The following is a 21,285-nucleotide window of genomic DNA, read 5'->3' on the forward strand; positions in this document are numbered from 1 at the left end:
CAAGAGTCCATGAATCCTTTCAAAATAGCAGTTAAAACTTATCAAAAGCCATATTGTGCATTTTAATCAATAATGTACTAAAGATTAACAATATTCGGCAATCATTCTGTGTGTGCGTTTTTAGTCTTTTTTATGGCATATTGTTGCAAAAACCTGTGGTATATTTTAAAAATTTAGTTAGTTTTAAAATACGCTTTTTGAGATGGAAACAGGTAATTGTTTGTCAAAATGAGTCTAATTGTACTTTGGTGGTATTTTGTAATCTGTTTGCTTGCTTCCTCTCTTCAAAGATGCAGATACTAAAAGCCAGGTAGTTCGCTAACCTCTTTTTTCACTGCTGCTAATAAATGATTTTCTTTTTAATTAATCCGACTGGTGACGAATGTTGATCCGGCCAGCCGATACCATTAGTTTATTTTAACCTAAATAATTAGCCTAGCTGTTATGAAGAAAAAATTACAATGTTTTTTATGGGGGATATGCTTTCTCCTGTTTCACTTCCAGAGCTTTGCACAGGGTAAAGCGGTAAGTGGAACCGTAACTTCTGCCGAAGACGGTTTGCCACTGCCGGGAGTTACTGTCAGAGTGAAAGGGGGGAGCACAGGCACTTCAACAGGTGCTGAAGGTAGCTATACTATAAATGTTGAAAAAGGACAGGTGCTTGTCTATAGCTTCATCGGGTTTTTAACCCAGGAGAAAACAGTAGGTGACGAAAATGTAGTCAATGTCGCTCTTAAAACTGATACCAAAACTTTAAGCGAAGTTGTTGTAACAGCTTTAGGTATCGAAAGCGACAAACGTACTCTAACGTATGCTGTTCAGTCTATTGCTGGTGAAAATCTGCAGAACTCCAATCAACCGAATATCATAAATGCCCTTCAGGGGCAAATCGCTGGTGCTCAGATCTCTTCTTCGGGTGGTTCTCCGGGCCTTCCTTCTGAAATTATTTTAAGAGGGGTTTCTTCATTAACCGGGGATAACCAGCCGCTGATTATCGTGGACGGTATTCGGGTAAGTAATGCTTCGGTAAACGGAACAGCAAACAGGTTGTCAGATTTCAACCCGGATGATATTGAGAGTGTTTCCGTGCTGAAAGGTGCTTCTGCCTCTGCATTATACGGTATCGATGCCGCTTCAGGAGCCATCATTATTACTACTAAAAAAGGCAAGGCTGGTGCCATGTCTGTTAATGCCTCATACAACACATTTGTTGAGACAGTAGGCCGCTTGCCTGAGCAGCAAAAACTATACACTACTGGCTATGGAGGTACTTTTGATCAGAGCACTACTTCTTCATGGGGCCGGAAATACAGAGTGGATGAGCCTATCTATGATAACCCGCAACGCTTCTTCCAGACAGGTATCACGCACGATGCTAACATGAATATCAACGGGGGTACCGATAACTATACTTACTACCTCTCTGGTAATTACAGAAACGGATCAGCTACTATCCCAAACACAGAAACTGAAAAGTTGTCTTTGTTAATGAAAGGTACAGCAAAGCTGTCGGAGAAGCTATCGCTTACAGCCTCTGCTAACTACATTGCCAACAGCATTCAGGAAGGTATGGTAGGAGGGCAGTCAGGTGGCTGGGGTAACAGCCTTTACCGTTTCCCGCTACGTTACGACATCCTTGCTTATCAGTATCCGAATGGTGACCCTAATTATGTGTACCTGTATGATAATGGTACGCCTGATACCAACATCGATGATACCGGTATTATCTCTCCGCTTTGGGGTGTGTACAGGAATCCAAGAAATACGGATGTAAAACGAATCGTGCTGAACGGTTTGTTAAACTACAAAGTAAACAACTGGTTAAACTTATCTTACCGCCTGGGCCAGGATTTTTATAACCAAAACTACGGCTACGCGAATGTGCCAGGCACACCGGGTGCATGGCAGGGGAGTTTATATCATAGTGAAGGGAATTATACGAACCTCACATCAACTTTTAATGCCGCGATCGATAAGGATATCACACAGGATATTCATGCAACTGTTGTGTTGGGATCAAACCAGGAATATTACGAGGCAAAAACTATCTCCTTCTCCGGAGAGACATTCCAGAATCCTGATATCCATAGTGTAAACGTGATTGATCGTGCTAATATAAATCTTACGGAAGGTTTCCCGAGACGCAGAAGGTATGGCCTTTATGGTGATGCCAAGATAGAGTATAAAACTCTTTTCAGCCTGAGCTATACTGGGCGTAACGACTGGAGCTCAACGCTTCCAAAAGAAAACCGCTCTTTCTACTACTCTTCCCTGGGTGCGGGCTTCTCTTTTTCTGAATTGTTTGCTGCGCATAACTGGTATGGTAAACTGCGTGCCAGTTACGCCAAAGTAGGTAAAGATGCCCCTATTTATAGTACAGATGCTAATTTGATCAAGTACCAGGGTATTGGCGGTGGATTTGTGAAGGATGCTATTGCAGGAAACCCAAACCTGAAACCTGAAACAACTACTGAAAACGAGTATGGCTTGGAATTGCGCCTTTTCGGAAATCGTCTGACACTTGATGCAACATACTACCAGGCTAAGAGTGAGGACCAGATCATCCGGGCACGTGTGCCACTTACCACTGGTTACGTTATCCAGACATTCAACGCTGGTAGCATCCATAACAAAGGTATTGAGGTTTCTTTAGGCGGAACCCCGGTTAAAGCCGGTGATTTTACCTGGGATCTGACCCTGAATGCCTGGGGCAACCGCTCTAAAATGCTGGAGTTGCCAGACCAGGTGCGTGTATTCCCTTACACTTTCGGCCAGCCTTACTCTTCTGCCTTTGCAGGATCAGCGCTTAACCAGCCTGTGTTAGGTATCATCGGTACTGACTACAAGCGCAACGAAGACGGCTACGTGATCATCGGCGAGAACGGTTACCCAGTAATCGACTCTGAGCAAAAGCAAAAATACATTGGTAACAGAGAGCCAAGAGTGAATTTCGGTCTGCTGAACAAATTCAAATACAAGAACTTCAACCTTTCCTTCCTGTGGGATTTCAGAATAGGTGGCGATGTGTATAACGCTACCCGCCTGGGTATGATATCGGCAGGTATTGCCGGTGACGTTGGCGAGTGGAGAGATAAAGAGTTCGTGTTTAACGGAGTAGTAGAGCAAGGTGACGGTAACTATGTAAAGAACACGAAATCTGTCGTGCTGGATTACAACTACTTTACAAGCAACTATACTTCTGTGGGTACCAATTTCGTGGAGAAAGTTAACTGGGCCAGAATGCGCTACGCTACCCTTAGCTACAACCTGCCAAAGAATCTGACGCAGCATCTGAAAGTGAAAAACATGCAGGTAGAACTTTCTGCTCAGAATCCTTTCCTGATTACCAACTACTCTGGCGGCGACCCGGAAGTGAACAGTGCCGGACCTAACGCAGGTGGCGCTGAAGGCGGAAGTACCATTGGTGTAGATTATGGTGCAATTCCGCTTACCAAAGGCTACTCACTAGGAATTTCTGTTGGTTTTTAAGTTTAAGTCCGAAATCTAGAGACACACTCATGAAAAAGATATTTTATATTGTTCCGGTTTTGCTGTTGATGCTCTTCTCGTCCTGCGAGGATAAGCTGGACATTAACCAGAACCCAGTACAACCTGTCACCACATCATCAAACCTGATGCTGCCGGGTATTCAGGGTAACATGGCGTATCACCTGTATTCACATGCCCGCTTTTCAACTTACCATTCCTTCTACCTGACCTCCCGCTACGGCACAAAGTCGATGGAAGACCGTTGGGATTACAACCAGATCACGCGAATGGGAGCCTGGCGCTGGCACTACTTTGATGTAGGTAGCAACGCAGTAGGCTTGATCGAACGTGCAAAGGAAGAAGGTTCTAAAAACTACGAAGGTGTCGGCAAGATCATGCTGGCATATTCTTACCTGACCGCCACAGACTCTTTTGGCGATATGCCGGTGCTGGAAGCTTATACCGGTGACTTCAGCCCATCTTATGACACACAAAATGTAGTGTATGCAGAGATAGGAAAACTGTTAGAAGATGGTATACAGGACTTACAGAACGTAGGGGACGGTGCTAAAACGATGAATGCCGCCTCAGATCTTATCTACCAGGGTGACCTGAGTAAGTGGGTAGCTTTTGCACACGCGATCAAAGCTAAGATGCGCCTGCGTACGGCCAATTTCGATAACGGCTATGATGCAGTGCTAAACGAGGTGAACAGTGCACTTGCCAACTGGAAAGATGCGATCTACTATTACAGCAACAACCCGCAAAGAGACTGGGAGCGCAACATGTGGGGACCTTCTACGCCAAACCCGCAGTGGAACTTTGCTGATATCACCAACTACCTTACTTATAGCGTTCCTACTGACTTCTTTATAAACTACATGACAGTAAACGGGAACAACATCAAGTATGACCCAAGATTGTATAAGCTTACCACCCCGGGCAAGAAAAACACTTACAATGGAGCCAAGGCTTCAGAAGGTTTGAACGGCCTGACGATGGATGACTTCCCTAACCTTTACAACGGCTTCTGGACTGCAGATAACTCTCCGCTGCCTTATGTGCTGAAAGAGGAACTATACTTTATCAAAGCGGAGGCCTCTTTCTATAAAGGTAACAAAGGAGATGCTTATGATGCTTACAAAGCAGGTATACTTGAAAACCTGAACCGCCTGAATGTATCCCAGGACAGTATTGCGAACTACATGGCATCAGACAAAGTGAAAAAGTCTTCTGCTACGCTTGAGATCAGCGACATTATGATGCAGAAGTACATTGCGCTGTACCTGCAGCCGGAGACATGGGTGGACATGAGAAGATATCAATACAAAGGGTATGCTTACCCGGGTATCTACTATCCAAAAAATGTGCTGTCAGAGTTTGGGGGCAAATGGATACAGCGCTTCCCGTACGATCCGCAGACAGAGTACATCTACAACCCGCAGGAAATTGAGCGCCTGGGTGCCTCAGCCAGAGACTGGGTCACCAGGAAATTCTGGTGGGAAGAAAACTCTCAACTCTAATTCTTAAACATCATGATGAAGATATATAAGACATTGCTTTTAGGCCTTGGGGTTTGTGCTCTGGCAGCCTGTGAGAAAGACGAACCAATGGCCGAACTCGGTAAAACGAGTGGCTTGTATAGTCCGGAAGTACAGATGACGGCCAGTAACCGTGCCCCTGAAACTGGAGATACGGTGGCCTTTACCGTAACCACCTGGCAGCGCAACGACGACATAGCGAAGGTAGAGTTACTGCACAAACTGTACGAAGACTTCGGCTTATACTTTGAGCTGGACAAAACTGTAGTGGAAACCTGGGATCCGGATGCTCCACTCATGGTTGTAAGCGACACGATTGCCAATAACGTGACCTGGAAAACTTTCCCGGAAGACGGAATGAGCCTGAATGACTACTACGTTACATCCAACAACGCTTATGTATTACGGGGCGAGTACAAGCAGTTTAAGCCGGAATCAGGCAAGTACAGCCTGGAAGGGGAGGAGCTGCTGGACCAGTTGCCTGATGAGCCTTATCAGATTCTGCTTAACCAGCTGTCATATGCCATTACTGTGGCAGAATATGAAAAACTTTTTCCTGAGGCTGACGACACCAAGTATAAAATGACCGGCGGTGCCAGAACAGGCATTTCCAGTGCAGGGCAGGCATACTTGCGCAACAACCTGACTAAGGAGCTTTTAAAAGAGAAGGGCTTCAAGGAACTGAAGAAAGTAGGAAACATCCACACGGTTGTAACAGCCAGAATCACTACTTCATCAGGGGTAGTAGCTGAGCGTACCAACGAATTTAAATCAACTTACTAGACAACGTATGAAACTATATAGACTATTTTTTCTAATGATCTTGTTTCTTGCAACAGTAAGTTGTGAGAAAGACGACATAAGCACCATAGCCCCGGATGGCCAGTTCGTGGCGAATTTTGATTTCCCGAAAGATGAAATTTTTGCACCGGCAAAGGTATTTCTGCTTAACAGAACCAAAAACGCTGACAAGTATGAGTGGAAATTTGAAGGGGGCAAGCTGTTAAAGGAGAATGGCGAAGTGATGGACACCAGCGCTACTACAGGTGTAGTGCCCGATACGATCGTATACGACCTGCCAGGTACATACCAGATCACGCTAACGGCGCATCAGGGTGATAAAGTTGAAACAGTTACCAAGCAGCTTGTGATCAAAAAAATGCAGCCGCGCATAAATGTACCTGAGAACATACTGTACCAGCAGGAGGTAGAATTTTCTGCTACTGTATTCCAGTATCCTGGAAAGGATGTTACTTATTCCTGGGACTTTGGTAATGGCGTAACATCTACTGAGGCCAGTCCGAAGATTACCTTTACAGACGCAGGTACCTATACCGTAACGCTCACCATTAACGACGGGCAGGAAACGTTAACAACTTCTGCTGAAGTAGTTGTGAAGGGTGAACTGGTGAAAACCTTATACTTTACAGATGCCCTTACAGGTAAACTATATAAGTACAGGTTTACACAGGTGCAGCAGAGCAATCCGAAGCAGTTACCTGTAAGTGTTGGCTTACACCCTCTTTCTATCAATGTGTCCAACAACAAAGTGATCATTTCTGACGCAGGTGCAAACCTTGCTTATTCTGCCTGGGGTACACCTGCAGACGGAAAAGTGTTTGCTGTTGACCTGGAAGGCAAGAACCCATACATCATTACGCAGCCTGTACCAAAACCGGCGGGCACTGCACAATACGGTGATGATCCTTTTGTAAGCACAGTAGATGCGAACGGTAATGTGTACTGGGTAAGCAGATTTTCAGGGGTACGTTCGTTGCCAGCTTCTGCCATGGATGCCATTTATCCTGCTGTCAAATTCGGTGTAACTGCCGCAGACATTGGCGTTTCCTCAACTTACGGCTGGACAGACGGAGCTATTCAGGTCATTGATAATACGATCTGGTACTCAAAGCATGGTACCGGCAAGGGCCTCTACAAATACACGCTTGCAGGGCAGTACATTGAGGCCATTCCTGGTTTGAGTGAACTAAAGATCAGAAGCTTTGCCGTGGATCAGGTGAATAGCAAGATCTACTTTGCGATCAGTGTAACTGGTGGTGGATATAACAAAGGTCTCTATGTGAGCGATCTGAACGGAAGCAACATTCAGTTGATCGATGATACTGCCGGCTTCTCGGATGAAGGGGGCGCTTCAGAAAACACTTACATTACAAGTATCATGATCGACAATACACCTGATGATGGTAGTGCCGGATATGTTTATTACAGCTTCCGCAGCAACACCGATGTAAGCTCGACAGGTGCAATTACAGGTGACGGCAGTAATTCAGGTGTTAAGCGCTATCCGCTGAATGGCGGATCGGCAGAGTTTTTCCTGAGAGGGTTTATACCTTATGGTCTTTCAATAGACCCTGTTAAACGTTAAGTTTTTGATTCACTGTTGCGCCCCGGCAACCACCGGGGTGCAACTAAATTCCCATACATATATGAAACGATTTCTATACTTAGCTATACTTTCTGTATTCGCTTTACAGTCTTGTGAGGAGGAAGTGGATTGGGTACCGGATAACTATAGTGCCGGAGAAAAGCAGGAGCAACTTACGCCACCAACCGGAACTTATAATTCTGATAAAAGTTTTAAGATCATAGCATACTATTCTGCCAGTCGCAACCCCGACTCAATAGATGTTAAAAAGTATAAGATGATCACGCACCTGAACTATGCTTTCTTATACCCGAATGCTGATGGTACATTAAAGCCACTCAGTCAGCCGGATCGTTTTGAGCAGGTAATGGCTACGGCGCGTGAGAATGGCGTTAAAACAGCTATTTCGCTTTCTGGCGACGAGGCTATATACTCTGCCCTTGCAGCCAACCCGGGTTACCGTACAAAGTTAGTGGGCAACATTGTAAAGTTTGTGCTGAACAATGACCTGGATGGTGTGGACCTGGATTGGGAATACCCGAGAGCCAATAAATCGAATAATATTACGCACACGGCTCTGGTAAAAGAGCTATCAGACTCGTTACATACCTGGCACAAGTTCCTGAGTGTTGCCGTAACTCCCGCTTTATACGCGGGGTCTGTTCGGGATGGTATCGCAGAGGAGTCTATCCAGTACATCGATTTTTTCAACATCATGATGTATGATGGCATTAACTGGGATTCAGAAGATCCGGGTCAGCATTCGACATACCGCATGGCAGAAGAAAGCCTGAATATCTGGCTTGATATGAAAGGTTTGCCAAAAGAGAAAGCAGTAGTTGGGATTCCGGCTTATGGTAAAAATACTTCGAACGGAGCGCTGACGTACAGAGACCTGATCTGGGCTGGTGCCAACTCTACCGAAGACTCTTTTACTGTAAATGGTGTAAAGTATTATTACAACGGTACAGCTACAGTGAAGCGTAAGGCAGCCCTTGCTAAAGAGCGGGCAAACGGTGTAATGATGTGGGAGTTCTACCAGGACACAAATGGTAGCAACTCTCTATTAAAAGCTGTGAATGATGAATTAGGAAGAGCCTATTAATAAAATTGCCAGGAGTGAAACACGGGTAGTGGGTGAGTGAGAATCTATCCTGTGTTTCAGGCTCCTGGTAATTGTTACCAGCTATTTTAAAGTTTTGAAAATGCTTTATGTGATAGTGGTTACTTCATAGTAATTTAAAGCCCTCCATTTGAGATATAAACCGGAGGGCTTTCTTTTTTACAATCAAAACAAACTTTCAGCTATGGTTAATAAATCTACGCTACTACTTTTTTTACTGCTTCTAACATCCACCACTCTTTTTGCACAGGAAACGAAGTATTTTCCGAAGAGGGAGTTCAGGGGAGTATGGATAGCAACCGTGCAGAACATCGACTGGCCCTCTAAAGCTGCAGTGGGAGTGGATCCAACCGTACAGAAGCAGGAGTTTGTCCAAATACTGGATGAGCACCAGAAAACAGGTATCAATGCGGTGATGCTACAGGTTCGTCCTTCCACGGATGCTCTTTATGCCAAAAGCCGTGAACAATGGAGTATGTTCTTGACGGGTAAGCAAGGACTGGCGCCCATAGACCCGCAATACGACCCGCTGGAGTTCGCGATACAGGAAGCGCATAAACGAGGGATGGAACTGCACGCCTGGTTTAACCCGTACCGTGCTACAAACAACCTCATCGATTCCCTGACAAGTGCAGACCACATTACCCGCACAAAACCGGATTGGTTCTTTACGTATGCCGGCAAAAAATATTTTAACCCCGGGCTGCCAGAAGTAAGAGCGTATATTGTGGATGTGGTTATGGATGTGGTTAAAAATTACGACATAGATGGCGTACACTTTGACGATTACTTCTATCCATATCCAGGCAAAGAACCTCTGCCGGACTCTGTTACTTACCAGCTCTATGGGCAGAATTTTGCTACCATCGAAGACTGGCGAAGAAACAACGTGGATGAATTGATCCATACTTTATCAGATGAAATCCATGCTGAGAAGAAGTTTGTAAAGTTCGGTATCAGCCCATTTGGTATCTGGCGCAACAAAGCACAAGACCCGAACGGCTCTGAAAGCAATGGCTTATCGGGCTATAGTGCTTTGTATGCTGATGCCCGCAAATGGGTGCAGGAGGGGTGGATCGACTACGTTAATCCGCAGGTATACTTCCCGTTTAACTACCCTGCCGCACCCTACGAAAAGCTGGTAGACTGGTGGAGCGCCAATGCCTTTGGCAAGCATGTGTATGTTGGGCAGGGAGTATACAGAGCCATGGAAGATCGTGAGGGCTGGCGCGACAAGCAACAGCTTCCGAACCAGGTGCGCTACCTTCGTCAGAATCCAAAGGTGCAGGGTAGTGTTTACTTTAGCTCAAAATCACTTACAAATAACCTGGCAGGCTTCCGTGATTCTTTGCAGTATGAGTTCTACCGTTATCATGCCCTACAGCCACAGATGCAGTGGCTGGATGATGAGGCTCCGGCGGCTCCGTCCGAACTGGATGATGTTCGGGAGCGCAGGTTCCTGATCTTCCGTGCCAATGATAAGGCGAAACTGTAGTGGCAGACAGCGGCAGGTGAACAGGAAGCGATATATGGTTATGTGATCTATCGCTTTAACAAGGATGAAAAATTAGACCTGCAGAATCCTGGCAAGATCATTAAGATCAGTTTTGATAAAGACCTGCATTACTTCGAAGATGAAACTATCACACCAGGAAAAACCTACAAATATGTAGTAACCACGCTTGACAGGCTTAAAAATGAGAGTGCTCCATCTAATGTTCTGGAAGTGCGGTTCCGGAAAGGTTGGCTATAAAAAGGCACTTTTTGTGTAAATCATACCTGTACGTTTAACAATGAGCATGAAAAAGTCACTTTTGATCTGTGTACTGACAGCGCTGGTTCTGGCAGCTAACGCCGTTGCTTTCACAATTAAGGCAGTGCCAGGCGTTGCGAAAAATACAGTGGCAAAAAATAACCAGGCCTGGATACGCATAAACCAGTTGGGGTATACACCCGAAGGTATAAAAGTGGCTGTGTGGGCAAGCAAAGTAGATCAGCGAATCAGAAAATTTGAACTGAGAGATGCTGCTACTAACAAGGTGGTATTCAAGGGTAAAGCTGGTAAAGCATTTGGGGCATATGGACCATTCAAAGAATCATACAGGCTGAATTTCACTACCTTTAACACGCCCGGAAGCTATTACTTAAAAGCAGGCGCTGCCACATCGCCGGTGTTCCGAATAGATGCCGACGTCTACAAAGGAGCCGCTGATTTTGCCTTACGGTACATGCGGCAGCAGCGCAGCGGCTACAATCCATACCTGCAGGACTCTTGCCATACTTCGGACGGTTATACTATGTATGGCCCAATGCCAGACAGTACTAAAATAGATGTTTCCGGAGGCTGGCACGATGCCTCAGACTATTTGCAATATGCCACTACCTCTGCCAACGCCACATATCACCTGCTGGCGGCATACCGCGATTTTCCAGGTGTTTTTTCTGATCAGCACCAGGCAAATGGACTAAAAGGAACTAATGGCGTAGCCGACGTGCTGGATGAAGCAAAATGGGGACTTACCTGGCTCCTGAAGATGCACCCGCGCGAGCATTGGCTGTTCAACCAGTTAGCTGACGACCGGGACCACCAGGGGATGCGCCTGCCTACAGAAGACCCGGTGGACTATGGCATGGGAAAAGGGAAAGCCCGGCCAGTGTACTTTGCCACTGGCGAACCACAAGGCCTGGGGAAGTATAAGAACAGGGCGACAGGCGTTGCCTCCACGGCAGGCAAGTTTACGAGTGCCTTTGCCCTGGCAGCTCAGATCTATAACGGTAAGGATGAGGAGCTGTCTGACTTATTCAGCCGAAAAGCACGCTCCGCCTATGCCTTAGGGCTGGCAAAACCAGGTGTGAGCCAGACAGCTCCAAACCTGGCGCCATACTTTTATGAGGAAGACAACTGGGTGGATGATATGCAGTTGGCGGCCGCAGCGCTTTACCAGCTCACGGGAGAGAAATCATACTTTGATCAGGCTTACCAATACGGCTTACAAGAAAAAGTTACCCCTTGGATGGGAGCAGATACGGCCCGGCATTACCAGTGGTACCCGTTTCATAACTTCGGCCATTTTGAACTGGCCAAAAAAGCAGACGAACAGACAAAAGCTGAGCTGATCGGCTTTTACAAAGCGGGTATTGAAAAAGTATATGCCAAGGCTAAGCAGAACGCTTTTTACCGTGGGGTGCCTTTTATCTGGTGCTCCAATAACCTCACCACTTCTTTTGCCATTCAAAATTACCTGTACCGTGTGCTCAGCGGCGACCAGACTTATGCAGAGCTGGAGCAGGCAAACATTGACTGGCTTTTTGGCTGCAACCCATGGGGTACAAGTATGGTGTATGGCTTACCGGCCGATGGGGATACACCCACAGATCCGCACTCAGCCTTCACGCATTTAAACCAGTTTCCGATTGATGGCGGTTTGGTAGACGGACCAGTGTATGGCAGTATCTTTAACAATCTCAAAGCTGTGCACTTGTCCAGGGAAGATGACTATGCAGCGTTTCAGTCGGACCTGGTGGTATACCACGATGACTTCGGAGACTATAGCACCAACGAACCAACCATGGATGGCACAGCCTCACTTATTTACCTTTTAGCTGCAAAGGAATATAGCTCACGTCATTAAGGCAATCTGTGAATAAGACAGGTTGAGTTGCTATGGGATATCTATGATACTCTAAATTATCCTTCGGAAGGTATAACTAAAGGCTCATTCCTTTCAAAATCATAGAGTGTAAGACTACGGAGCGTATAATAAGCCAGCCAGAAGTTGCGTAATGCACTGATATAACTTCGGCTGGCTTTATCTCTTTCTTCAGTGGCTATGTTCAGGTCTAATAAACTGAGGTTGCCATCTAAGTAGCGCGCTTTTGTGATAGAGTAGCGCTTTTCTGCTATCTCATCCGCACGCTTGGCACCAGCCATTTGCTTTCGGAGTACTTTAAACCGTTTTACATGCAGGTAGATCTCCTGATCAAAATTTATCCTCTGTAACTCCACGTTTGCCTTTACCAATGTTTGATTTGCCTTTGCAGTACCTACAATAGCATCGGTGCGACCCCAATCCATTACCGGAATGTTAAAACCCATTCGTACCCGCTGTTGCTGGGATGGGTTATTGTAAGCTTCCTGCACTTCCAGGGCTTGTTGTGTCAGGCCAAAGGAAGCGAACAGGTTTGCCGTAAACCCAGTCTCTCCCTTTGCTTTTGCCATGCGCATATCAGCCTCCAGCAACTCTCTCTTAAAACTGATGATCTGTTGCCTGTTTTTGTGCGCCTGTGCCAGGGCCACTTCCTCATCAACTTCAAACTGGGGGATCTCGGTTGGGGGCACCAGTTCGATCGGGTAATCTTCGGTAATACCCAGAAAAACCTTTAGTTTAAGTGTATTGGCCTCTACGTCAAGAGCAGCCTGGTCAAGGTTCTGAACCGAGTTGAGCAGGGTCAGCTCCATTTGGAGAAGTTCGTTTTCTGGTATTTTGCCGGCTTCGTACCTCCTTTCAGCTATTTTATAGAGGGTGTCGTTGTTGGCCACGTTTTTTTCAGCTATCTCATACCCGATCTGGCTGATCAGCAGGTTGAAAAAATAGCTGGTGGCCTCTTTGGCAATATCTTCCATCTCCTCCCGGTAATCACGTTTGGCTTCTTCGTAACGGAGCGGCGATATCTTCCTGTCCCAGGCGCGGTTGTTAAAACCGAATATGGGTTGGGTAAGGGTAATAGTGGCAGGTACTGAAGAATACCTGGTGCGGTTAATATCGGCCTGAAAGTCATCGATTCGTTTCATTTGGCTGTTTATGGAAATGTAGCCACCTGTCGGCCATATTTCCTGCCCAAGTGAAAGCTGCATGGATGAACTGGCGTTGTGGGTATTGATAAAGATCAGGCTGCCGCTATCGGTTAACCGAGGCTCTATGGTTTTATTATATTCCGGTAAAACTCCGCTCAGGTTTAACTGTGGTAGATAATTAGACTGGTAGGTTCTATACTGCCACTGCCGGTTTTCAAACAGCACAGCAGCATACCTGTATTTAGGAGACTGTTCCTTTGCCAGTTGAATAACGGCATCAAAAGTAAATAGCCTTGCATCAGGTCGGGGTTTGGCTGTTACAGGCTGGCAAAACGGAAATAAAGCCAGTATGTATAAAACTGCGATAAAAAATTTATTCATTATACCAGGAAAGTTCAAAATCAGGGTGGCCAAAATTCAAGGTCATTAATTTCTGAAATACATTACTGAAATCAAAAATTAGGATGCGTGAATTTGCAGCCTTTCGCATAATTTATTGCATAAATATGTGAAACAAATTTTATTTATTATATTTAGATGTTCATTTGTATGCGCGTTTGTGCGCGTTTGCTGTTGACCTTTATCCTGTAAGTATAAAGTTAAAGACGTACCAACAGCTGGAGAAGTATTAATTTGTTCCCTGATTTAGAAACTATACTACTATGACTGTCCGAAACTATGTGGGAGTATTCATATTGATGCTATTTGCTGGCCGGGCAAATGCGCAAGCTTTTAAGTTTGCGTTTGTTTCAGATACCCACATAGGCAACCCCACCGCGCAAGAAGACCTGCAGCGAACAGTTACGGATATAAATGCAGATACAGCGCTCAGCTTCGCACTATTTACAGGCGATATTACCGAGTTTGGCTCAGACGAAGAGCTAAAGCTGGCGAAGCAGGTACTCAGCGGCTTGAATAAGCCCTGGTATATAGTTGCCGGAAACCATGATTCCAACTGGTCAGAAAGTGGGAGCAATACCTTCAGGACTGTTTTCGGGGCTGAGACTTTTGCTTTTGAACACAAGGGCTACCTGTTTGCCGGCACCAGCTCCGGACCTAACATGCGCATGGGGCCAGGGCAGGTACCACGGGAGAATATCGTATGGCTCGATTCTGTGCTGACTAACATGCAGGAGCCCGGTATGCCGGTTATTTATATCAACCACTACCCGCAGGACTCCTCACAAAACAACTGGTATGATGCTATTGATTTGCTGAAAAAGCGCAATGTACAGCTGATCCTGCACGGGCATGGGCACAACAACCGCCGCTTTACTTATGATGGCATACCGGCAGTGATGGGGCGGTCCAACCTGCGTGCAAAAGCAAGCACGGGAGGTTACAACATCGTTACGATACAGGACGGCGTGGCAAGCTTTGAAGAGAGAAGACCGGATGTGGCTACGCTTGAAAAATGGGTAGAGGTGCCACTAGAGAACCATCACTTTGCTAAAGATACTGCAACATATCATCGTCCGTCTTTTGCTGTAAACGATAAGTATAGCCACGTAAAAGTAGTATGGCAATATCAGGATGACAGTGATGTGGGGGCGGGTACTGCTACGGGCAAAAACTTTGTTATTGCTACCAATACGGGAGGTTGGGTTTTCGCGCTTGATAAGCATACCGGCAAACGAAAATGGGCTTACAAAACGGACGGAAAGATCTATTCTACTCCTGCCGTTGCCGGGAAATATGTGGTAGTAGGTTCTTCAGACAACTACATTTACTGCCTTTCTCTTCGTAATGGCAAGTTGCTCTGGAAAACAGCTGCGAAGCGACCTGTTTTGGGCGCTCCTGTTATCCGGAACAAAGTGGTATACATTGGAGCTTCTGATGGGCATTTCAGGGCGCTGAACCTGAAGAACGGTAAACTGATCTGGGATTTTGACCAGGTGAATAACTTTGTCGTGACCAAGCCACTGCTCTACCAGGGCAAAGTATACTTTGGTAGCTGGGGAAATGAGTTTTATGCCCTTGATGCAGCTACAGGTAAACTCGCCTGGAAATGGAGCAATGGCTCTACGAACCGGATGTTTTCTCCGGCTGCCTGTTACCCTGTTGCGGCCAATGGCCGCGTATTCATTGTGGCCCCGGATCGTTACATGACATCTTTAGACGCTACTACAGGCAATGTGATCTGGCGAAAACAAATGAAAGATGTTCGTGTTCGCGAATCGATGGGATTGTCAGCAGACAGCGCATTGGTGTATGTAAAAACAATGGATGGAGAGTTGTACGGGGTATCTACTGCCGCTGATTCGATGCAGCTTACCTGGAAGTCTGACCTTCAGTTACCGTATGAGTTAGCGCCATCTGCCATTGTTGAGCATAATAATATCGTTTACGTGCCTAGTCATTCGGGTATGGTAAGTGCCATAGACAGGCAAAGCGGCAACGTTATCTGGAAGTATAAAACCTCAAACAGCCTCATGAATCCGGTAATGCCTCTGGGTGATAACAAGGTAATAGTGAGTACGATGGATGGTAAAATTGTGTGCCTGGAGTATAAACCTGCTCTATCGGAGCGATAGGATTTTAACAAACTGTTTCCCTTTTAAACAAGCTTATTTTTATTAATTACATAGGAATGGAAATTACAACCGAGAAAGACTCAAACTATAACGATCTCGAGAAGATGTCTGTGAGGGAGATCCTGGAGAATATTAACAAGGAAGATAAAACCGTACCCCTTGCCGTAGAAAAAGCTATTCCACAACTGGAGGAGCTTGCGCGCATCGTAGCTGAGAGAATGAAAACCGGTGGCAGATTGTTCTATATCGGAGCCGGAACAAGTGGCCGTTTGGGTATTCTGGATGCCTCAGAGTGTCCGCCTACATTTGGGGTTCCGTTTGATTGGGTGCTGGGCATTATCGCAGGAGGCGATACAGCGATACGGAAAGCGGTTGAATTCGCAGAAGACGATCCTACGCAGGCCTGGAAAGATCTGCAAACGTATGAAGTTGATAGTAACGACGTGGTGGTTGGCCTTGCTGCTTCTGGTACCACCCCGTATGTGATAGGCGGTTTGGAGATGGCAAACGCGAATGGCATTACAACAGGCTGCATTGTGTGCAACACGGGTAGCCCTGTCGCAGCCGTGGCGCAATTCCCTGTAGAGGTAGTAGTTGGTCCGGAGTTTGTGTCAGGTTCAACGCGCATGAAGTCCGGTACGGCACAAAAACTGGCGCTAAACATGCTTAGTACAACAGTAATGATCCGGTTGGGCCGCGTGAAAGGAAATAAAATGGTAGATATGCAGTTAACAAATCATAAGCTCTACAACCGTGGCGTAAGGATCATCATGACGGAAACCGGTGCAGATGAGCAAACAGCAACTGCTCTTCTGGAAAAATATGGCAATGTGCGACAGGCAGTAGAAAGTTTTTTAATATCTTCATAAAATTTATGTAGCCGCCACAGCGGCAGTTTGCCTGTTCTGAATTATTTTAAAAACATTTTAGACTGTCTACGGCGGATATTTGCCCTTGTGCATGCACCTGCCGGAAAACTGTTCTAGTGAAACACCTGCTTATGTCTCCAATAGTTCTTTTATCCTTTTTGATCGGTTATTTCGCCGTACTGATCGGTATCTCTTACTATACCTCTAAAGGCGCGTCGGATAACTCGAGCTTCTTTATCGCTAACAGAAATTCGAAGTGGTATTTTGTAGCATTTGGTATGATCGGTACAGCCTTGTCTGGTGTAACCTTTATTTCGGTGCCAGGTGCTGTAAGCAGTAGTAATTTCAGTTATTTCCAGTTCGTCCTTGGAAACGCAGTCGGTTTTATACTTATCGCATTCGTGCTGCTGCCGCTTTATTACCGCATGAACCTGATCTCGATCTATACTTACCTCGAAAAAAGGTTTGGCTACTGGAGCTACAAAACGGGATCTATGATCTTTTTGGTATCCCGTACCATTGGCTCAGCTTTCAGATTATATTTGGTAGCCATCGTGCTGCAGAAGTTTATCTTCGATGCCTGGAATGTGCCTTTCGGCGTTACTGTGGCAATATGTCTAATCCTGATCTGGATATATACACATAAAGGAGGCCTGAAGACCATTGTGATCACAGATACTCTTCAGACCACTTTCCTGCTTTCATCCGTATTGCTTTCCATCTGGTTTATTTCCAGAAGCCTGGACATGGACCTGATGCAGACATTTGAAGCCGTGAAGGAAAGCTCTTATTCTAAAATGTTCTACTGGGAAGATTTCATGGGTAGCAAAAGCCACTTTCTGAAGTACTTCTTCGGGGGAATTTTCGTGACCATCGCCATGACCGGACTGGACCAGGACCTGATGCAGAAGAACCTGAGTTGCAAGAATATCGGGGAGGCGCAAAAGAACATGCTCACCTTTACGGTTGTGTTCGTTGCGATCAACATTTTCTTTTTGAGTGTAGGTGCGTTGCTTTACATGTATGCGAATGCAAAAGGAATTGACGTAACAGCGCTTCGTACCCCTGACCACCTGTTCCCTGAGATCGCCCTGAACCACCTGACGCTGTTGCCGGCAGTTATCTTTATGCTGGGCCTTACGGCAGCTACCTTTGCAACCACTGACTCCGCTTTAACCGCACTGACCACCTCTTTCTGCGTGGATTTTCTGGGCTTTACCAAAAAGCAGAACCACGACGATATCAAGCTGATCCGGACACGCCACCTTGTTCACATTGCCTTTTCGGTGATAATGCTGTTGGTGATACTTGTGTTCCGGGTGATCAATGATGACTCTGTGGTAAACGCTATCTTTAAGGCGGCAGGTTATACCTATGGCCCACTGCTTGGTCTGTTTGCTTTTGGTATGGCTAACAAGCGTGCTGTAGCCGATAAGCTGGTGCCCTATATCTGTGTGGTATCACCTATCCTTACCTATGTCCTGGACAGCAACTCCGTAGACTGGTTTGGCTATGCGATGGGCTTTGAACTGATCGTGGTGAATGCGGCCATCACGTTTATACTTCTCCTGGTTACCAGCAAGCCTGGTGGCGGAGTGATGATGGATGCCCTGGAGGAAGCGGAAGAGATAAGACTGAAGCAAGCGACACACTAACATTTAGCTCCTGTTTTTATGGAAATAGTAAAGCTTTTGGAAGCAGTTTTGCCAAAAGCGCGCATACGCTCACGGCTTATTGATGTCGTGTCGTATGCTTCTGATGCCGGATTTTATTACCTGAGGCCAAAGGCTGTTGTGCAGCCGGTTTCGGAGGAGGAGGTAACAAAGCTGTTCCGGCTTTCACAGCAACATAAGATTCCGCTTACCTTCCGAACCGCTGGAACGAGTCTATCCGGTCAGTCTATAACAGATGGTATACTTATAGACTTGAGCCAGTTCTGGAACAAGGTGCAGGTAGAGGAGGAGGGAGAGCAGGTACGTGTGCAGCCTGGCGTGATCGGCGCTATAGTAAACGCGCACCTGCGCAAGTATAAACGCAAGATCGGTCCGGATCCTGCCAGTATCAATTCGGCCATGGTAGGCGGCATACTTTCTAACAATGCCAGCGGCATGTGCTGTGGCGTTAGCAAGAACTCCTACCATACTACCAAATACATCCGGTTCATCCTGCCAAATGGCAAAACCTATTCTACAGAAGCGGAGACAGATTATAACCGCTTTGCCGAAGAATGCCCGGAGCTGTTCCAAACACTGCAGCAACTGAAGCAGCAGATCCGAAGTAATCCGGAGCTGCACGACATCATCCGGCACAAGTACCGCACGAAGAACACCGTAGGCTACTCTGTTAACTCCTTTATCGATTTTGAGCATCCCCTGGATATCATGGCGCACCTGTTGATCGGTGCGGAAGGAACATTAGGATTTATTGCGGAGGCGGTACTTAAAACTGTACCCGATTATCCTGCTAAGTCTACAGCACTTTTATACTTCCCGGATATCTATGCTGCCTGCCAGGCCATTGTGCCTTTAACAGAATCAGGTGCAGAGGCGGTTGAGTTGATGGATCGGGCCTCGCTGCGTTCTATTGAACACATGGCTGGTGTGCCGGTAATCTTTCAATCCTTGCCTGAATCAGCTGCTGCTTTGCTGGTCGAGTTCCAGGGGAATAACCCGGAGGAGATACAGGAGAAGATACTTCAGTTTACATCTTTATCGCCTGGACTTTCTTTACTCGAAGAGCCTGTATTTACAACGGATGCCATTGAACAGGCACTTCTCTGGAAAATACGGAAAGGCATGTTCCCCGCTGTTGGTGCGGTAAGGGCAAGTGGTACTACGGTTATACTCGAAGATATTGCCTTTCCGGTAGAACGTTTAGGCGATGCCATACTTGACCTGCAGGCATTATTCAAAAAACATGGCTATGCCAATGCCATCATCTTCGGCCATGCCAAAGATGGGAACATTCACTTTGTGGTTACCCAGGCCTTTGATACCCCTGCTGAGGTAGCACGCTATGACGGTTTCCTGCAGGAGGTGGTTGAACTGGTGGTGAAAAAGTACAAAGGCGCTTTGAAAGCTGAGCATGGTACAGGCCGTAACATGGCTCCGTTTGTAGAAACAGAATGGGGAACGGAAGTGTACCAGGTCATGAAGACGCTGAAGCAGGTAATTGATCCTGACAACTTGCTCAACCCCGGGGTGATCATAAACCAGGATAAGAATGCCCATATTCAGAACCTGAAGGATCTGCCGCAGGTGGAGGAGGAAGTAGATAAGTGCATTGAGTGCGGCTTCTGCGAACATAAGTGCCCGAGCCGTAACCTTACCTTAACGCCCCGCAGGCGAATTGTGGTGCGTAGGGAATTGCAGATGCTAAAACGTGCTGGCAACAAAAAACAGCATGACGAATTGCTGGATCAGTTTCAGTACGATGGTCTGGATACCTGTGCCGTAGATGGACTCTGTGCCACTGCATGCCCGGTAGATATCAATACCGGCGACCTGGTTAAAAGGCTCCGTAGAGAGAGCCACAGTGAACTGGCTAATAACCTGGCTCTGCTGGTTGCGAAGAATTTCAAACCCGTAGCATCCACTGTTAAATTTGGTTTACAGACAGGTGCGGGTGTTAATAGATTATTGGGTGCGCATACGTTGGAGCGTTTCACGAAAGGTGTGAAAAATATCGCACCAGCTTTCCCACTCTGGACGAAACAACTGGCTCCGGCTCCAGGTATAGCTGCTGCATTAACAAGAAATGGAAATACACCAAAGCAGGACGCTGCAGTTGTATACTTCCCGACCTGTATTTCCCGCACAATGGGAGGTCCAGAGGGTAATAAAAAGAATATCATCGACACCTTCAGGAGCATATCGGATAAGGTAGGCGTGAAGTTTCTGATACCAAAGGATGTGCAAAGTGCCTGCTGCGGTCAGATTTTTTCTTCTAAAGGCTACAGCAAAGCTTTTGCCTATACAGCCAATGAAACAATCCGGAAAGTATGGGAATGGACAGATGGAGGCAGGTTACCGCTGGTGCTGGATATTACTTCCTGTACCTATACTTTGCAGAACTGCCGCCCGGTACTCACGCCTGAGAACAAGCAGAAATTTGATGCCATCCGCATCATCGACAGCATCGATTATATCGCTGACTTTATACTTCCTAAAGCGAACGTGCTGAAGAAGAAGGGGCAGGTAGTGGTGCACCCGGTATGCTCGCTTCAGAAGATGGCTTTGGAAAGTAAGTTTGTAAGTATAGCGAAGCAATTAGCCGAAGAAGTTACTGTTCCGATGCATGCAGGCTGCTGCGGCATGGCCGGCGACAGAGGGTTCCTGGTACCGGAATTAACAGCTTCAGCCACTTTGCCTGAAGCGCAGGAGGTGAAGCAACATGCATATGAGGGTTATTACTCCAGTGCCCGAACCTGTGAAATGGCCATGTCAGAAGCTGTAGGCAAGAACTACGAGTCCATTGTCTATATGTTGGATGAATGTATTTGAGTTAACATTAAGAATCACAAAGCCGCAGCGCCCACTACTTTTGATA

Annotated in this window: 13 protein-coding genes; 12 read left to right on the plus strand and 1 reads right to left on the minus strand. The window is 46.4% G+C overall.

Annotated elements, in window-relative coordinates; translation table 11 throughout:
* The first annotated feature begins 444 nt into the window (after positions 1-444).
* From ACSX1A_RS02685 to ACSX1A_RS02720, 8 genes are all read left to right on the plus strand, one after another.
* Positions 445-3,489 (plus strand): SusC/RagA family TonB-linked outer membrane protein, encoded by a 3,045-nt coding sequence (locus ACSX1A_RS02685; protein ID WP_439882069.1) that lies wholly within the window; start codon positions 445-447, stop codon positions 3,487-3,489.
* Between the two features lie 29 nt (positions 3,490-3,518).
* On the plus strand, positions 3,519-5,012 hold the full coding sequence (locus tag ACSX1A_RS02690; protein WP_439882070.1) for a SusD/RagB family nutrient-binding outer membrane lipoprotein: 1,494 nt from the start codon (positions 3,519-3,521) through the stop codon (positions 5,010-5,012).
* A gap of 12 nt (positions 5,013-5,024) precedes the next feature.
* Positions 5,025-5,813: a hypothetical protein gene (locus ACSX1A_RS02695; RefSeq protein ID WP_439882071.1), complete on the plus strand. Its 789-nt coding sequence runs from the start codon at positions 5,025-5,027 to the stop codon at positions 5,811-5,813.
* A 7-nt stretch (positions 5,814-5,820) separates the two neighbouring features.
* Positions 5,821-7,416: a PKD domain-containing protein gene (locus tag ACSX1A_RS02700; protein ID WP_439882072.1), complete on the plus strand. Its 1,596-nt coding sequence runs from the start codon at positions 5,821-5,823 to the stop codon at positions 7,414-7,416.
* A 61-nt stretch (positions 7,417-7,477) separates the two neighbouring features.
* On the plus strand, positions 7,478-8,521 hold the full coding sequence (locus ACSX1A_RS02705; protein ID WP_439882073.1) for a glycosyl hydrolase family 18 protein: 1,044 nt from the start codon (positions 7,478-7,480) through the stop codon (positions 8,519-8,521).
* Positions 8,522-8,723: 202 nt separating this feature from the next.
* A complete protein-coding gene (locus tag ACSX1A_RS02710; protein ID WP_439882074.1) occupies positions 8,724-10,034 on the plus strand; it encodes a glycoside hydrolase family 10 protein in 1,311 nt (436 codons plus the stop codon).
* 42 nt (positions 10,035-10,076) lie between these two features.
* Positions 10,077-10,292: a hypothetical protein gene (locus tag ACSX1A_RS02715; protein ID WP_439882075.1), complete on the plus strand. Its 216-nt coding sequence runs from the start codon at positions 10,077-10,079 to the stop codon at positions 10,290-10,292.
* Between the two features lie 46 nt (positions 10,293-10,338).
* Entirely contained in the window at positions 10,339-12,171 is a 1,833-nt protein-coding gene (locus ACSX1A_RS02720; protein WP_439882076.1) for a glycoside hydrolase family 9 protein, read from the plus strand.
* Between the two features lie 56 nt (positions 12,172-12,227).
* Here the strand turns inward: ACSX1A_RS02720 and ACSX1A_RS02725 are convergent, their stop codons facing one another.
* Positions 12,228-13,715, minus strand: a complete 1,488-nt coding sequence (locus ACSX1A_RS02725) for a TolC family protein (protein WP_439882077.1) — start codon at positions 13,713-13,715, stop codon at positions 12,228-12,230.
* A gap of 281 nt (positions 13,716-13,996) precedes the next feature.
* On the opposite strand from ACSX1A_RS02725, the gene ACSX1A_RS02730 reads away from it, so the two are divergent.
* The 4 genes from ACSX1A_RS02730 (at position 13,997) to ACSX1A_RS02745 (ending at position 21,239) form a co-directional block, all read left to right on the plus strand.
* Positions 13,997-15,868 carry an outer membrane protein assembly factor BamB family protein gene (locus ACSX1A_RS02730; RefSeq protein WP_439882078.1) on the plus strand — a complete coding sequence of 624 codons (1,872 nt, stop codon included), beginning with the start codon at positions 13,997-13,999 and terminating at the stop codon, positions 15,866-15,868.
* A gap of 56 nt (positions 15,869-15,924) precedes the next feature.
* Positions 15,925-16,737: an N-acetylmuramic acid 6-phosphate etherase gene (gene murQ / locus ACSX1A_RS02735; RefSeq protein WP_439882079.1), complete on the plus strand. Its 813-nt coding sequence runs from the start codon at positions 15,925-15,927 to the stop codon at positions 16,735-16,737.
* 131 nt (positions 16,738-16,868) lie between these two features.
* Positions 16,869-18,392, plus strand: coding sequence for a sodium:solute symporter (locus ACSX1A_RS02740; protein ID WP_439882080.1), 1,524 nt, complete (start codon positions 16,869-16,871; stop codon positions 18,390-18,392).
* Between the two features lie 18 nt (positions 18,393-18,410).
* Complete coding sequence (locus tag ACSX1A_RS02745; protein ID WP_439882081.1) at positions 18,411-21,239, plus strand: FAD-binding and (Fe-S)-binding domain-containing protein; 2,829 nt, start codon at positions 18,411-18,413, stop codon at positions 21,237-21,239.
* The last annotated feature ends 46 nt before the right edge of the window (positions 21,240-21,285 follow it).

This window comes from Pontibacter sp. MBLB2868 (assembly GCF_051904785.1).
In the GTDB taxonomy this organism is placed as follows: domain Bacteria; phylum Bacteroidota; class Bacteroidia; order Cytophagales; family Hymenobacteraceae; genus Pontibacter.